At 73.0% G+C, this 15254-nt stretch carries 12 protein-coding genes; 9 read left to right on the top strand and 3 right to left on the bottom strand.

Annotation, left to right across the window (positions count from 1 at the left end; all coding sequences use genetic code 11):
• The first annotated feature begins 17 nt into the window (after positions 1 to 17).
• The 8 genes from gatB (at position 18) to R2B67_RS08875 (ending at position 12336) form a co-directional block, all read left to right on the top strand.
• Positions 18 to 1526: an Asp-tRNA(Asn)/Glu-tRNA(Gln) amidotransferase subunit GatB gene (gene gatB / locus R2B67_RS08910; RefSeq protein ID WP_317817223.1), complete on the top strand. Its 1509-nt coding sequence runs from the start codon at positions 18 to 20 to the stop codon at positions 1524 to 1526.
• An 86-nt stretch (positions 1527 to 1612) separates the two neighbouring features.
• Positions 1613 to 2872, top strand: a complete 1260-nt coding sequence (locus tag R2B67_RS08905) for an arsenic transporter (protein ID WP_317824806.1) — start codon at positions 1613 to 1615, stop codon at positions 2870 to 2872.
• 123 nt (positions 2873 to 2995) lie between these two features.
• Entirely contained in the window at positions 2996 to 5107 is a 2112-nt protein-coding gene (locus R2B67_RS08900) for a phosphocholine-specific phospholipase C (RefSeq protein WP_317817221.1), read from the top strand.
• Between the two features lie 192 nt (positions 5108 to 5299).
• The gene (locus tag R2B67_RS08895) at positions 5300 to 7540 is read left to right on the top strand and encodes an MMPL family transporter (protein WP_317817220.1); all 2241 of its coding nucleotides are present in this window, start codon (positions 5300 to 5302) and stop codon (positions 7538 to 7540) included.
• Entirely contained in the window at positions 7518 to 8075 is a 558-nt protein-coding gene (locus R2B67_RS08890; RefSeq protein ID WP_317817219.1) for a GNAT family N-acetyltransferase, read from the top strand. The genes R2B67_RS08895 and R2B67_RS08890 overlap by 23 nt, the downstream gene beginning before the upstream one ends.
• A gap of 48 nt (positions 8076 to 8123) precedes the next feature.
• Entirely contained in the window at positions 8124 to 8804 is a 681-nt protein-coding gene (locus R2B67_RS08885) for a hypothetical protein (protein ID WP_317817218.1), read from the top strand.
• Between the two features lie 266 nt (positions 8805 to 9070).
• A complete protein-coding gene (locus tag R2B67_RS08880) occupies positions 9071 to 9268 on the top strand; it encodes a hypothetical protein (protein WP_018509745.1) in 198 nt (65 codons plus the stop codon).
• On the top strand, positions 9265 to 12336 hold the full coding sequence (locus R2B67_RS08875) for a helix-turn-helix transcriptional regulator (protein WP_317817217.1): 3072 nt from the start codon (positions 9265 to 9267) through the stop codon (positions 12334 to 12336). The genes R2B67_RS08880 and R2B67_RS08875 overlap by 4 nt, the downstream gene beginning before the upstream one ends.
• Here the strand turns inward: R2B67_RS08875 and R2B67_RS08870 are convergent.
• Positions 12321 to 13247, bottom strand: a complete 927-nt coding sequence (locus R2B67_RS08870; RefSeq protein ID WP_381074135.1) for a sigma-70 family RNA polymerase sigma factor — start codon at positions 13245 to 13247, stop codon at positions 12321 to 12323. The genes R2B67_RS08875 and R2B67_RS08870 overlap by 16 nt on opposite strands.
• A gap of 47 nt (positions 13248 to 13294) precedes the next feature.
• Between R2B67_RS08870 and R2B67_RS08865 the strand changes: the two genes are divergently transcribed.
• On the top strand, positions 13295 to 13654 hold the full coding sequence (locus tag R2B67_RS08865) for a DoxX family protein (protein ID WP_317817216.1): 360 nt from the start codon (positions 13295 to 13297) through the stop codon (positions 13652 to 13654).
• Positions 13655 to 13707: 53 nt separating this feature from the next.
• On the opposite strand, the gene R2B67_RS08860 is transcribed toward R2B67_RS08865, so the two are convergent.
• On the bottom strand, positions 13708 to 13917 hold the full coding sequence (locus R2B67_RS08860) for a DUF6191 domain-containing protein (protein WP_317817215.1): 210 nt from the start codon (positions 13915 to 13917) through the stop codon (positions 13708 to 13710).
• 57 nt (positions 13918 to 13974) lie between these two features.
• Entirely contained in the window at positions 13975 to 15183 is a 1209-nt protein-coding gene (locus R2B67_RS08855; protein ID WP_317817214.1) for a PQQ-dependent sugar dehydrogenase, read from the bottom strand.
• Positions 15184 to 15254 lie beyond the last annotated feature (71 nt).

The raw sequence follows: 15254 nt of genomic DNA, 5'->3' as shown, positions 1-15254 counted from the left end.
GAGGGAAAAGTTTCACCGTGACTGTCACTGACCTGGTGTCGTACGAGGACGCGCTCGCGTCCTACGACCCCGTCATGGGCCTCGAAGTCCATGTCGAGCTCGGCACGAAGACGAAGATGTTCTGCGGCTGCTCCACGGAGCTGAAGCAGGACGCCAACTCGCAGACCTGTCCGGTCTGCCTCGGACTGCCCGGCGCGCTGCCGGTGGTCAACGAGATCGGTGTGGAATCGGCCATCAAGATCGGCCTCGCGCTCAACTGCGAGATCGCCGAGTGGTGCCGCTTCGCCCGGAAGAACTACTTCTATCCGGACATGCCGAAGAACTTCCAGACCTCCCAGTACGACGAGCCGATCGCCTTCAACGGCTATCTGGACGTCCAGCTGGAGGACGGGGAGATCTTCCGGGTGGAGATCGAGCGCGCCCACATGGAGGAGGACACCGGCAAGTCGACGCACGTCGGCGGCGCCACCGGCCGTATCCACGGCGCGTCCCACTCCCTGCTCGACTACAACCGGGCCGGTATCCCGCTCATCGAGATCGTCACCAAGCCGATCGAGGGAGCCGGCGCCCGCGCCCCCGAGGTCGCCAAGGCGTACGTCGCCGAGCTCCGCGAGCTGATCAAGGCCCTCGGGGTCTCCGAGGCGCGCATGGAGATGGGCCAGATGCGCTGCGACGTGAACCTGTCGCTGCGCCCCAACGGCACCGAGACGTTCGGCACCCGCTCCGAGACGAAGAACGTGAACTCGCTGCGTTCCGTCGAGCGGGCCGCGCGCTTCGAGATCCAGCGCCACGCCGCCGTGCTGTCCTCGGGCGGCACCATTGTGCAGGAGACCCGGCACTTCCACGAGGAGGACGGCTCCACCACGGCCGGCCGCATCAAGGACAACGCCGAGGACTACCGCTACTTCCCCGAGCCGGACCTGGTCCCCGTCGCGCCCGCGCGCGACTGGGTCGAGGAGCTGCGCAAGGGCCTCCCCGAGCTGCCCCGGCTGCGCCGGGCGCGGCTCAAGGAGGAGTGGGGCGTCTCGGAGCACGACATGCAGTCCATCCTCAACGCGGGCGCGGTCGAGCTGATCGTCGCCACGATCGAGGCGGGCGCTCCGGCGGACCAGGCCCGCAAGTGGTGGATGGGCGAGCTGGCCCGTAACGCCAACGAGACCGGCCGCGGCCTGGACGAGCTGCCGATCACCCCGGCGCAGGTCGCCCGGGTGGCCGCGCTCGTCGCCAAGGGCGACCTCAACGACAAGCTGGCCCGCCAGGTCATCGAGGGCGTCCTCGCGGGCGAGGGCGACCCGGACACCGTCGTCGAGAAGCGCGGCCTGAAGGTCGTCTCGGACGAGGGCGCGCTCTCCACGGCCGTGGACGAGGCCATCGCGGGCAACGCGGCCATCGCGGACAAGATCCGCGGCGGCAAGGTCGCGGCGGCCGGTGCGCTCGTCGGCGCGGTCATGAAGGCCACCCGAGGCCAGGCGGACGCGGCGCGCGTGCGCGAGCTGATCCTGGAGAAGCTCGGCGTCGAGGGCTGATCCCCCGATCGTCCCCGAAGGGGCGGTGTTCCCGTACGCAGGTACGTACGGGAACACCGCCCCTTCCCCCATCCTGAGAGAGCGTCCTGAACACCGTCACCGCCGAGCTCGTCTCCTTCGCCCTCCTCCTGGGCGTCCTCGCCTTCGCCGTCGTACGCCCCCGGGGCCTGCCGGAGGCGACCGTCGCCGTGCCCGCCGCCATCCTCGTGGTGGCGGTGGGGGCGGTGTCCTGGCCCGAGGCCCGGGACCAGGTCGGCGAGCTGCTCCCCGTCGTCGGGTTCCTCGCCGCGATCCTCGTGCTGGCCCAGCTCTGCGCGGACGAGGGGCTGTTCCGGGCCGCCGGGGATCTGGTGGCGCGCGCCTGCCGGGGGCAGACCCGGCCGCTGCTCGGCGGGGTCTTCGTCGTCGCCTCGCTCATCACCGCCGTCCTCAGCCTGGACGCCACCGTGGTCCTGCTCACCCCGGTGGTGCTCGCCACGGCCGCCCGGGTCGGCGCGCGGCCCCGCCCGTACGTCTACGCCTGCGCGCACCTCGCCAACTCGGCCTCCCTCCTGCTCCCCGTCTCCAACCTGACCAACCTCCTGGCGTTCACCGCGAGCGGTCTCTCCTTCACCCGGTTCGCCGCGCTGATGGCGCTGCCGTGGCTCGCCGCGATCGCCGTCGAGTACGTGGTGTTCCGGCGCGCGTTCAAGGCCGACCTGGCCGCCGGGGCCCACGCGCCGGACCCCGAGGCGGAGCGCACGCCGGTGCCCGTCTTCACGCTCGTCGTGCTGGCGCTGACGCTGGCCGGGTTCGTCGTCACCTCGTTCGAGGGGGCCGAGCCGCTGTGGGCCGCGCTCGCGGGAGCGGCCGTGCTCGCCGTGCGGGCCCTCGTCAAGCGCGAGACCACGCCGCTCGCCGTCGTCCGCTCGGCCAACCCGCTGTTCTGCCTCTTCGTCCTCGCGCTCGGCGTCGTCGTCAAGGCGGTCGTCGACAACGGCCTCGGTGACGGCATCGCCGCCGTCCTGCCCGACGGCTCCACGCTCCCCGCACTGCTCGGCGTCGCCGTGGTCGCGGCGCTGCTGGCCAACCTGATCAACAACCTGCCCGCGATCCTGGCGCTCCTCCCGATCGTCGCGTCGGCCGGCCCCGGACCGCTGCTCGCCGCCCTGATCGGGGTGAACATCGGCCCCAACCTCACGTACGTCGGCTCCCTCGCCACCCTCCTCTGGCGCCGCATCCTGCACGCCCACGGGGACGCCCCGGAGCTCGGCCAGTTCACCCGGCTGGGGCTCGCGACCGTACCGGCGACGCTCCTCGCTTCCACCCTCGCGCTGTGGGGATCGCTGCACCTCATCGGGGTGTAGGGCGCCTCTTGGACTTCTCGTCCGACCTCTTGGACGTTCACCACCGGGCCGTACGCAGTCCTTCCCGACGCCACCTGACCTGACTAGCTTCCCGGCTGTAACCACCGAAAACGGGAGGCACTTTTGACCACGGACATGTCACGGCGGCGGCTCTTCGCCCTCGGCGGGGGCGCGCTCGGCGCCGCTGCGGCCGGATCGTTCCTGCCGCCGTCGCTCCAGGCAGCCATCGCCGCGCAGCCCGCCCAGGCGGGGTCCGGAGGCGGAGGGCTCGGAGCCATCAAGCATGTGGTGATCCTGATGCAGGAGAACCGTTCCTTCGACCACTACTTCGGCTCCCTGCGTGGCGTACGCGGCTTCGGCGACCGTAACGCCATCGAGCTGCCCACCGGTGGCACCGTCTTCGAGCAGCCCGGCCCCTCCGGCGCCACCGTCCTGCCGTTCCCGGTGCGCGGGGCGGCCGAGGAGCAGAAGAAGGACCTCCAGTACATCGGCGCCCTCGACCACTCCTGGAACGGCGGCGCGAAGGCCTGGGGCGGCGGCTGGATGAACGGCTGGATCAGCGCGAAGACCGCGGCGACCATGGCGTACTACGACCGCCGTGACATCCCGCTCCACTACGAGCTGGCCGACACCTTCACCGTCTGCGACGCCTACCACTCCTCGATCCACACCTCCACCAGCCCCAACCGCAACCACCTCTGGAGCGGCAAGACCGGCTTTGAGCTGAACGGGAAGCGGGCCGTCGGCAACGACGCGTACAACGAGGGCAGCCACCCCGGCTACGACTGGTCCACCTACGCCGAGCGGCTGGAAAAGGCGGGGCGGAGCTGGCGGACGTACACGGAGTGGGAGAACTTCACCGACAACCAGATCGAGTTCTACGCCACCTTCAAGGCCATCGCCCGCAAGGCCCTGGCCAAGACCGGCGGCCATACGTACATGGAGGCCTTCTACGCCAAGGTCCGCGGCGCCTCCGAGGCCGAGCGCACCCGGCTCCTCGGGCTGCTGGAGGAGGGCGTCGCGACCCTCACCAAGCAGGAGCGCAGCCTGTTCGAGCGCGGGCTGCGCCGGGTCCCGACCGGGACGCTGGCCGACGCGTTCGCCAAGGACGTGGCGGCCGGGACGCTGCCGGAGGTCTCCTACCTGGTGCCCTCGGCGATCGACTCCGAGCACCCGAGCGTCTCCTCGCCCGTGCACAGCGCCACCATCGTCTACAAGATCCTGGACGCGCTCGGCAAGCACCCGGACGTCTGGCGGCACACCGCCGTACTGATCAACTACGACGAGAACGACGGCTTCTTCGACCACGTCCCGCCGCCCGTCGCACCCCCCGAGGTGACCGACGAGCAGTGGGAGGGCCGTCCGACCGGCCTCGGCATCCGGGTGCCGCTGCTCGTCGTCTCGCCGTGGACCGTCGGCGGGTACGTCTGCTCCGAGGTCTTCGACCACACCTCCGTCATCCGCTTCCTGGAGCGGTGGACCGGAGTGAAGGAGCCCAACATCAGCGACTGGCGGCGCCGCGTCACCGGCGACCTCACCTCCGCCTTCGACTTCACCCGGGCGCGCAGGCAGCCCGCCGTCCAGGTGCCCGGGGCCATCCCGCCGCTCACCGGCCGCTGGCAGCCGAAGCCGCCGTCCGTCCAGCACCTCCCCGAGCAGGAGCCCGGCGCACGCCCGGCGCGCCCGCTGCCGTACCAGCCGGACGCCCAGGTCAGGCGGGGGACCGGCGGCGCGCTGCGGGTGGAGCTGAGCAACAGTGGCCGGTCCTCGGCGCACTTCACGCTCTACCCGTACGCAGGTGAGTTCGCGGCCCCGCTCCACAAGGACGTACGCGGTTCGGGGCACTGGACCGTCCCGCTGCCGGGGGAGGCGTACCGCTTCACGGTCACCGGGCCGAACGGCTTCCGGCGCGAGTTCGCCGGGCCGGCCCAGGGCGGCGCCGAGGTCGCGACCCGCATCGACATCCGCGACCGCGACGTGCACCTCACCCTGCGCAACACCGGCCGCCGTCCGCTGACCTTCCTGGTCCGGCCGCTCGGCTATGCCGAGGAGGACGACCTGCGGGACTGGACCCGCCGCGTCACCGTCAAGCCGGGCCGCAGCCGTACGGTCGTGCACTCGGCGGCCGACGCCCACGGCTGGTACGACCTCGCCGTCACGGCCGACGGGGAGGACGGCTTCCGGCGGCGGCTCATGGGGCACATCGAGAACGGCCGGGCCAGCGTCTCCGGCTGAGGCCCCCGTCACCATGGCCACGGGGGCGGTCTGCGCCATGTAGGAAGGAGATCAACCCCTGTGACCATGGCCACGAAACGGACAAAGGATCACTTTCTGCTGAGAGAGTGGCGGTCTCAGGTCATGTGACGTTTACGGGCAGATCCATCCATCTGCGGGTAAAGGTCCACGAACCCGCAGGGAGCCCGTCCGTTGGCCGCCATCGCCCGCTGGTGCATCAAGCACCGTCTGCTCGCCGTCCTCATCTGGCTCGCCGCCCTCGGCGGCACAGCCGCCGCGGCGGGGTTCGCGGGTTCCGCGTACTCCAACGACTACGAGGTGCCCGGTACGGAGTCCGGCCGGGCCACCGAACTGCTCTCGCGCGGCTTCACCGACCTCGGCGGCGACACCGACACCGTCGTCTGGCACACCACCGGCTCAACGGTCCGGGCCGCCGACGTCGAACAGACGATGACCCGCACCCTCCACGCGATCGACGCCCTGCCCGGCGTCGGCGCGGTCACCGGCCCGTACGGCGCCGAGTCCACCGGCCAGATCAGCGAGGACGGCCGCACCGCCTACGCCACGGTCACCTTCGACCGCCCCGCCGACGAGATCCCGGTCTCCCAGGCCCAGGCCCTCGTGGACACCGCGAAGGGAGCCGAGGCGGACGGGCTGGAGGTCGAGCTGGGCGGCACCGCCGTCGCCCTCACCGAGGCGCCCTCCGCCCATATCGCCGAGGCGATCGGCGTGGTCGTCGCGGCCGTGGTCCTCTTCCTCGCCTTCGGCTCGCTCGCCGCCAGCCTGCTCCCCATCGCCACCGCCCTGGTCTCCGTCGGCACCGCCTACGCGGGCATCGTCCTGCTCGGCCATGTGATGACCGTGGCGGACTTCGCCCCGATGCTCGGCATGCTCATCGGGCTCGGCGTCGGCATCGACTACGCCCTCTTCATCGTCACCCGGCACCGCAGAGGGCTCCGGCGCGGGATGTCGGTCGACGAAGCGGCCCAGAACGCCGTCACCACCACCGGACGCGCGGTCGTCTTCGCCGGGGCCACCGTCTGTATCGCCCTGCTCGGCATGCTGATCCTGCGGCTCAGCTTCCTCAACGGCGTCGCCATCGCCGCCTCGCTCACCGTCGTCCTCACCGTGGCCGCCTCCGTCACCCTGCTGCCGGCTCTCCTCTCCCGCATAGGGATGCGGGCCCTCAGTCGCCGCGAACGCCGGCAGCTCGCCGAGCACGGCCCGCGCCCCGAGCTGCCCACCGGCTTCGCCGCCCGCTGGTCCGCCTTCGTGGAGCGCCACCCCAAGCTGCTCGGCGTGATCGCGACCGTCGTCATGACCGTCCTCGCCCTGCCCGCGCTCGGTCTCCACCTGGGCACCTCCGACCAGGGCAACAACCCGGCCACCTCCACCACCCGGCAGGCCTACGACCTGATCGCCGACGGTTTCGGCCCCGGCGTCAACGGCCCCCTCACCATCGCCGCCCAGCTCGACGGCGCCGACGACCGGCTCGCGCTCGACTCGCTGCCCGAGAAGCTGCGTACCACCGAAGGCGTCGCCTCGGTCAGCCCGGTCACGTACAACAGCAGCGGCGACACCGCCTTCCTCACCGTCGTCCCCGACTCCGCGCCCCAGTCGCAGGAGACCAGCGAGCTGGTCGACCGCATCCGCGAGGACGTGCTGCCGCCGGTCACGGACACCAGCTCGTTGGAGACGTACGTCGGCGGGGTGACGGCGAGCTACGACGACTTCGCCGAGATCATCGTCGGCAAGCTGCCCCTCTTCGTGGGGGTCGTCATCGGCCTCGGCTGCCTGCTCCTGCTCCTGGCCTTCCGGTCCATCGGCATCCCGGTCAAGGCCGCCGTGATGAACGTGGCCGCCGTCGCCTCCTCCTTCGGAGTCGTCGTCGCCGTCTTCCAGTGGGGCTGGGGGAGTGAGCTGCTCGGCCTCGGCAGCGCCGGGCCCATCGAACCCTTCCTCCCGGTGATCATGGTCTCGGTCCTCTTCGGCCTCTCCATGGACTACCAGGTCTTCCTGGTCGGCCGGATGTACGAGGAGTGGCTGGAGACCGGCGACAACCGGCGCTCGGTCCGGGTCGGCCTCGCCGAGACCAGCCGGGTGATCAACTCCGCCGCCGTGATCATGATCTCCGTCTTCCTCGCCTTCGTGCTCAGCGGCGACCGCGTGATCGCCATGTTCGGCATCGCGCTGGCCACCGCCGTCGCCCTGGACGCCTTCGTCCTGCGCACCCTGCTGGTGCCCGCCCTGATGCACATGCTCGGCGGCGCCAACTGGTGGCTGCCGGGCTGGCTGGACCGCCGGCTGCCCCGGATCAGCATCGAACCGCCCGACAGTGCGGTGGATCATGCGAAGATCCCGGGTGCGCGCGTCACGGAGGAGGACGCCGCGCCGGCAAAGGAGGAGCACGATGTTCGCCATATCCCTGGGTGACGACAAGGCCGAGCTGCGCCCGCTGGAGGTCTGGCAGGCCGAGGAGTTCCTGGCCCATATGGACCGGGCCCGGGAGCTGGTCGACCCGTGGATCCCGTTCGCCTCCTTCGCCACCGACCTGGACTCGGCACGCGACCTGCTCCGGCGGTACGCGGAGAAGCAGGCGGCGGACACCGGACGGCTGTACGGCATCTGGCTGGAGTCCACCCTCGTCGGCGGGGTCCTGTTCCGGATCTTCGAAGCGGAGTCGGGCAACTGCGAGATCGGCGTCTGGCTGGAGCCCGCCGCCCAGGGCCGGGGCCTGATCACCCGGGCCGCCGAGCGGCTGATCGACTGGGCGGTGTACGAGCGCGGCATGCACCGCATCGAGTGGGACGCCTCCGCCGCCAACACCCGCTCGATCGCCGTCGCCCAGCGGCTCGGCATGACCCGTGACGGGGTGATCCGGCAGAACTACCTCTACCGGGGAGTGCGCCACGACTCGGAGATCTGGTCCGTGCTGGCCCCGGAATGGCGGGCCCGCACCGGGCGCTGAGCCCCGGCGTTAAGCGGGTTCTCATCCGGGACCCCTAGCGTGCGGCACATGAACACCACCCCCTCCAAGACGACCGACCTGTCCAAGAAGGACGCGCCCGCCGACGACCCCGGGAAGAGCACCGCCGACGCCGCCGTCACGGAGGACCCCACTGCGACCGCCACCCCGTCGGGGGCCGGCGACGACGCTGCCGTACCGGCGGAGGACCGCGATGAGGCCGCCGTACCGGCAGAGGCCACCGACCAGGCCGAGGACGGCGGCCTGGAGTCCGACGGTCCGGAGCCCGACGGCCTGGAGCCCGACCCCTTCACCGAGGCCCGCCACGGCGTTGGCGCGGGCGCCACGGCCGTCGTCTCCGCCGCCCTCGGCATCGTCGCCCTCACCGGCGCCTGGTCCGGCCGGGTCGCCGCCGAGCGCGAGACCCTGATGGGCCAGATCCAGACCGCCGGCGGCTCCAGCGCGGCCCAGCAGATCTCCGAGATCTACGGGGACGCCTGGCACACCACCGCCCTGGTCAACGGCGTCTTCGCGGTGCTGGCCCTGCTCGTCGGCGCCTTCGTCCTGGCCCGCCCCGCCTTCGGTACCCCCGCCACACGGCCGCAGCCCGCCTGGATCCGGGCGGTCGCGCTGGCCGGCATCGCGCTCGGCACCCTCGGCGTGCTGATCTCCGCAGGCATGTACTTCGACCTGTTCCTCTCCCTGCCGGTAGCGGGCACACCGGCGGGCTGAGCCCCGGATACGAGGAGCCGCTGAGCCCCGGACAGGAGGAGCTGAGGCATCCGGCCCCCGGGCCTGGGGCATCCGGCTACCGCACCTGAGGCCTAAGGCATCCGGCCCCGGGGCCTGAGGCCCCCCGCCCGGCGAAGATGCGGCACTCACCCGATGTGGCCCCACCCCCTGGCCCACGACAGTGGAGGCACAGCGGAAGCAGAGCCCCGGCCGACCGGCCGGCCGGCTTCCCCGCCTCCGCTGCGACCGGCACCAGGGAGCACCTCATGTACGACGACGCGCTGTACCGCAGCACCTCCGCCGAGCTCATCCGCCGGGCCGAGGCCGAGCGTGAGGTCCGCCTGGTCCGCCTCGCCCGCCGGGCCGAGCGCCGTGCCGGGCGCGGCGACCCCGGAGGGCGGGTGAGCCGGGGCCGGGGCCGGGGTCGCCTCGCCGGCTTCGTCCGCGCCGCGCTGAGACCATGATCGCCAGGACGGAAAACGGTGCCGTCCGCGTGGACCCGTATGCGATGCTCCAGACTGTGGAGACCAGGTCAGTCAGCCCCAGGTTCGTCGGACGCGCCGCGGAGCTCGGTGCGCTCACCGAAGCGCTCGCCCGTGCCGGGGCCGGTGAACCGCAGGCGCTGCTGATCGGCGGTGAGGCGGGTGTCGGCAAGACCCGGCTGGTGGAGGAGTTCGCCGGCCGGGCGGCCCGGCGCGGTGCCGTGGTGGCCGTCGGCGGCTGCGTGGAGATCGGCGCCGAAGGGCTGCCGTACGCCCCTTTCCCCGCCGCCCTGCGCGCCCTGCGCCGCGCTCTGCCCGAGGAGATGGCCGCCGCGAGCGCCGGACAGGAGGGCGAGCTGGCCCGGCTCCTCCCCGAGCTCGGCGAGGCCCCCCGCGACGCGACCGACGAGCACAGCACCGCCCGCCTCTTCGGGCTCACCGTCCGGCTCCTGGAACGGATATCGGCCGACCGCCCGGTCGTCCTCGTCCTGGAGGACCTGCACTGGGCGGACGCCTCCACCCGGCACCTGCTGGCCTACCTCTTCCGCACCCTGGGCAGCGGCCGCCTCCTGGTCGTCGGGACCTACCGCGCCGACGACATCCACCGCCGCCACCCCCTGCGTCCCCTCCTCGCCGAGCTGGACCGGCTGCGCACCGTCACCCGCGTCGAGCTCGGCCAGTTCAGCCACGACGAGGTCGGCCACCAGCTCACCTCCATCCTCGCGGTGACACCCGGGGCGGCGGTGGTGGACGAGATCTTCGAACGCTCCGACGGCAACGCGTTCTTCGTCGAGGAGCTGGCCCGCTCCATGGAGAGCTCCGGCGACAGCTCCTGCCTCTCCGCGTCGCTGCGGGACCTCCTGCTGGTGCGGGTCGAGGCGCTCCCCGACCACGCCCAGCGGCTCGCCAGGATCGTCGCCGAGGGCGGCTCCTCCGTCGAGCACGAACTGCTGGCCGCCGTCGCCGGGCTCGGCGACGACGACCTCGAAGAAGCCCTCCGCGCCGCCGTCGGCGCCAACCTGCTGCAACCCGCCCCCGACAGCGGCGGCTACCGCTTCCGCCACTCCCTGGTCCGCGAGGCCGTCAGCGACGACCTGCTGCCCGGTGAGCGCACCCGCGTCAACCGCCGGTACGCCGAAGCCCTGGAGGCCGACCCGTCCCTGGTCCGGGAGGACGAACGCACCACCCGCCTGGCGAGTTACTGGTACGCCGCGCACGACGCCGCCAAGGCCCTGCCCGCCGTGCTCCACGCCGCCGTGGAGGCCCGGCGCCGCTACGCCTACGCCGAGCAACTGCGGCTGCTGGAGCGGGCGATGGAGCTGTGGGACGAGGTGCCCGACGCGGTACGCGAGACCCTGCGCCCCTTCGACTTCGCCGAGGTCTACCCGGCCTCGGGCGACGAGAGCGCCGCCACCCCGCTGCGCCACCTCGACGTGCTGGCCGAGGCCACCGTCGCCGCCCGCTTCTGCGGTGAACGCTCACGCGCCCTGGCCCTGTGCAAGAAGGCCCTGCGGACCCTGGAGACCGAGGGCGACCCGCTGCGCGCCGCCTGGTTCTGGGTCCAGCGCTCCCGGCTGACCCAGGGGCTCGACCGGGGCGACGGGTGGGAGGAGCTGGCCACCGCGCAGGAGCTCGTACGCGGCCTGCCGCCGTCCGCCGTGCACGCCGAAGTGCTCACCCATGTGGCGAGCTGGCGGGCGCTGCACGAGCCGGGACCGCAGGCACTGGCCGACAGCGACCGGGCGGTGGAGTACGCCCGCCTCGTCGGCGACGAGTACATCGAGCTGCACGCCCGCCTCACCCGGGGCTGGCTCACCGCCGACGCGGGGGGCGTCGAGGACGGGCTCGCCGAGATGTACGCCGTCCGCGACCGCGCCGACGAACGGAGGCTGGTCCACCTGGTGGGCCGGGTCAGCATCAACCTGCCCTCCTCCCTCGAAGCCATGGGCCGCTCGCTGGAGGCCGTGGCCGCCGCCGACCACGGCATCGAGGTCTGCCACCGCCACGGCCTGGCCGACTCCGGCGCCTGGGTGTACGCCAACCAGGCGCAGTCCTTCTTCTCGCTCGGCCACTGGGCGCGGAGCGAGTGCGCGGCCGCGGCGGTGGAACGCCTCGCCCTCATTCCCGAGCCCAAGGGCCTGGCCGCCGCACGCCGTACCGAACTGGCCCTCGCCCGGGGAGACCTCGCCGAGGCCGAGGAGCAGCTCGCGCTCGCCCGGAAGCACTTCGGCCGGCGCGATCCGCAGCCCCAGTACCAGATCCCCCTGGCCCGGCACACCATGCTGCTGGCGGCGGCGCGCGGCCGGACCGCCGAGGCGCGGGAGGTCTTCGAGGAGGTGGCCGCGCGGGGCTTCCCGACGGGCACCCAGCGGGACGCGCTGCCGCTGCTCCAGGCCGCCGCCGCGATCGAGGCGGACGCCCGCGGGCTGCCCGCCACCGAGCCGGGGCGCCCGGCGGCGCTGGCCCTGATCCGCCGGCACGCCCGGCGGCTGCCCCTGCTCGTCCCCGTCTGGGCCGCACACGGACTGGCGATCGACGCCGAACTGGCCCGCGCCGAGGGCGCCGACACCCCGGACCACTGGGCGCGCGCGGCGGCCGCGTTCGCCCCGCTGTCCCGCCCGTACGAACTGGCGCAGACCCACCACCGCTGGGCCGAGGCGCTGCTCACCGCCCCCGGCGACCGGTCCGCCGCGGCGGACCCGCTGCGCGGCGCCCACACCGCCGCCGACCGCCTCGGCGCCCGCCCGCTGGCCGAGGCGGCCCGTCAGCTGGCGGCGCGGGCCCGGATCTCCCTGGACGCCTCCGGACCCGGCGAGGAGGCGCACCCCGAGACCACCGCCGTCGAGTCCTTCGGGCTCACCCCGCGCGAGCAGGACGTGCACCGGCTGGTCGCGGCCGGCCACACCAACCGGAGGATCGCCGAGGAGCTGTTCATCTCACCGAAGACCGCGAGCGTGCACGTCTCCAACATCCTGGCCAAGCTCGGCGTCGCCTCCCGGGGCGAGGCGGCGGCCCTCGCCCACCGCCTCCGGCTCTACCCGGTTCCGTAACCCCTCGCCTCGGCGAAACGGCCATCGGCGCGGGCCGAGCGCAACGTGATGCGTGTGACCCGCCCGCCGGCCGTGCCGATCTCCAGCGTGGCGAGGGGATGTCCCCCGGGGGCGATGACGTACAACGGCCGGCCGGCGGCTCCGAGGGTGCAGACCGCCGCGATGCGATCACGGAAGTGCGCCGTCTCGGCGGCGATGCCGGCCGCGCCGGTGACCGTGGTGCGGCCCCCGGGAGGCAGGAGCGCCGCGTCGGCGTCACGGACGCAGTCGGGTGCGAGCAACTGGAGCATCCGGCGGGTGTCGCCCGTCCGGGCCGCCGTCAGGAAGGCGCCCACGATCCGCGGGTCCGGCCCGTCCGCCGCACCGGTCCGCTCCGGCGTCTCCCGGGCGGGGCCGAGGCGTCGGCGGGCCCTGCTGGCGTGCTGCCTGGCACCGGCCACCGTCCCGCCCAGCACCTCGGCGACCCGGTCGAACGGCAGGGAGAACAGATCGTGCAGGACGTACGCGACCCGTTGCGGCGGGGTCAGCCGGCTCAACAGGACCATGAGCGCCCGGGAGACGTCCTCCGTGCGGAGGAACGCCTCGTCCGCGGCCAGCTCCACGGCCGGGACGGCGTCCGCGAACAACGGTGCCTCGTTGCGACGGCGCCGGGCACGGAGCTCGTCCAGGCAGACCCGTGCGGTGACGGTCGTGAGCCACGCCGACGGGTTGTCGACCGGCGGTGAGGCCGGGGCGGTGGCGGCCCGCAGCCAGGCGGTCTGAACGGCGTCCTGGGCATCCTGGGCCGAGCCCAGCATGCGGTGGGCGGCCGACAGGAGACGTGGCCGTGCCGCCTCGAACTCCTCGACCGTGACCGGCAGGGGTGTCACGTTTTCGGGCCGGCGGACGTCAGGACGGTCGATCGAACCCATTCCTGTCCCCTCCCGCTCCTGTCCCCTCCCGAGGAGATTCCGACGCCATGAGCTCCGTTTCCCCACTGATCATCGCCACGGTGGTGTGTGCCGTCGCGAACGTGTCCATCGCGATCGCGGACTACGTACGGGCACCCTTCGTCCTGGCGAACTCGGCAGCGGTCCGGGTCCCGCCCACCGCGCTGCCGTATCTGGCGACCCTGAAGCTGGCGGGCGCGCTCGGCGTGCTGGCCGGCCTGCTCGGGGATCCCCGGCTGGGCCTGGCGGCGGGAGCCGGCCTGACCGCGTTCTTCCTCGGCGCGGTCCTGGCGCACGTCCGGGCACGGGTCTTCCGCACTCTCGCCTTCCCGGGCGGCTTCCTGCTCCTGGCGGTCGCCGCCACGGTCTTCTTCGCGACCGGGCCATGACGACGGCCGGGCGGCCGGGGGCCGCTCAGGGGGCGTTCCGGTGTACGGCCCCGCTAGGCCGGCGGCCCGTCGTCCCCGTCGCCCCGGCCGTCCACCGGCTCCGCCTCCGGCGCCCGGACCGTCACCTTGCCGGAGGCGAGGTCTATCGGGCCCCGGCCCGGATCACCGGCGGCGACATCCACCCGGCTCAGCTCCAGCCTCTTCCGCTCGTCGGCGCCGTGCTTGCGCCCCGGGGCGAAGAGCTCCTCGAAGAAATTGAACACAGTCGTGCTCCCTCCGGACGTGGTGCGCGGGCCGGACATGGTGCGCGGGGTGTCCGTCTACCCCACTTCGACGAGCAGGATCCTGTCGTCGCCGGACTTCGGCTCCCCCCGGCCGTCCGTGTTGCTGGTGACCAGCCAGAGCCGGTCGCCGCCCGCGCTCACCACGGTGCGCAGCCGGCCGTGCTTCTCATCCAGGAACGACTGGGGGTCGGCCAATGGTTCCTCGGCGGAGTCACCGGAGAGCGGGATGCGCCAGAGCCGTTCGCCCCGCAGTCCCGCCATCCAGATCGAGCCCTCCGCGTACGCGATACCGCTGGGCGAGGCCTCGGAGGTCTTCCACTGGGCGACCGGGTCGATGAACCCGTCCTCGCCCTCCTCGCCCTCGACCTCGGGCCACCCGTAGTTGCCGCCGGGCTCGATCAGGTTGAGCTCGTCCCAGGTGTTCTGGCCGAACTCGGCCGCCCACAGCCGCTTCTGCGCGTCCCAGGCGAGCCCCTGGACGTTGCGGTGCCCGTACGAATACACCACCGAGTCCGCCTCCGGGTTGCCGTGCACCGGCTCCCCGTCCGGGGTCATCCGCAGGATCTTGCCCGCCAGCGACTCCTTGTCCTGCGCGAGCCCGGTGTCCCCGATCTCGCCGGTGCCCGCGTACAGCATCTTGTCCGGGCCGAACGCGATCCGGCCGCCGTTGTGGATGTTCCCCTTGGGGATGCCGCGCAGGATGGTGTCCGGGGCGCCGAGCTGCTGACCGGTCGGGCGCTTCTCGTCGTAACTCATGCGCACGATGCGGTTGTCGGAGGTGGTGGTGAAGTAGGCGTACACCCAGCCGTCCGCGGCGAACGTCGAGGGGACCGCGAGCCCCAGCAGACCGCCCTCGCCCGCCGGGGAGACCCCGGGCACCGAGCCGAGCAGGGTCTGCTTCCCGCTCTCGCCGTCGATCCGGTGGATCGTGCCCTCGTCGCGCGAGGCGACCAGCAGGTCACCGCCCGGCAGCGCGGTCAGCCCCCAGGGCGACTTCAGCTCCTCGGTCAGGGTCGAGACGACCTTCGCCGAGCCCTTGGCGGGCGGCAGATCGGCCGACGCGCCCGGCGACGGGGAGCCGGGGCTCCGCGAGGCGGTCGGCGAGGCGGCGCCCGTACCGGACGTGCCTTCCTCCCCGCCCGTGGAGCACGCGGCGGACAGGACCAGCGAGGCCGTCGCCAGCGCGGCCACCACCCCCCTGCGCACCGCGGGGGACTGAACTGATCCGAACACAGCACCGCGCACTGGACCGATCCTTTCGACGGCTGCCCGACTGGCTCTTTCGCCCTACCTGTTCCTACCTCGCGGCCCTGCCA

It is taken from the genome of Streptomyces cyaneofuscatus, from assembly GCF_033109485.1.
Taxonomy (GTDB): Bacteria; Actinomycetota; Actinomycetes; order Streptomycetales; family Streptomycetaceae; genus Streptomyces; species Streptomyces cyaneofuscatus.
The sequence above is the reverse complement of the archived record's forward strand: the minus strand, read 5'-3'. Positions and strand labels throughout refer to the sequence as shown.

Coding starts and splice junctions, on each gene's coding strand:
- R2B67_RS08890 (WP_317817219.1), top strand. CDS start 7,518: ATGTTCGCCATATCCCTGGGTGACGACAAGGCCGAGCTGCGCCCGCTG.
- R2B67_RS08885 (WP_317817218.1), top strand. CDS start 8,124: ATGAACACCACCCCCTCCAAGACGACCGACCTGTCCAAGAAGGACGCG.
- R2B67_RS08880 (WP_018509745.1), top strand. CDS start 9,071: ATGTACGACGACGCGCTGTACCGCAGCACCTCCGCCGAGCTCATCCGC.
- R2B67_RS08875 (WP_317817217.1), top strand. CDS start 9,265: ATGATCGCCAGGACGGAAAACGGTGCCGTCCGCGTGGACCCGTATGCG.
- R2B67_RS08870 (WP_381074135.1), bottom strand. CDS start 13,247: ATGGGTTCGATCGACCGTCCTGACGTCCGCCGGCCCGAAAACGTGACA.
- R2B67_RS08865 (WP_317817216.1), top strand. CDS start 13,295: ATGAGCTCCGTTTCCCCACTGATCATCGCCACGGTGGTGTGTGCCGTC.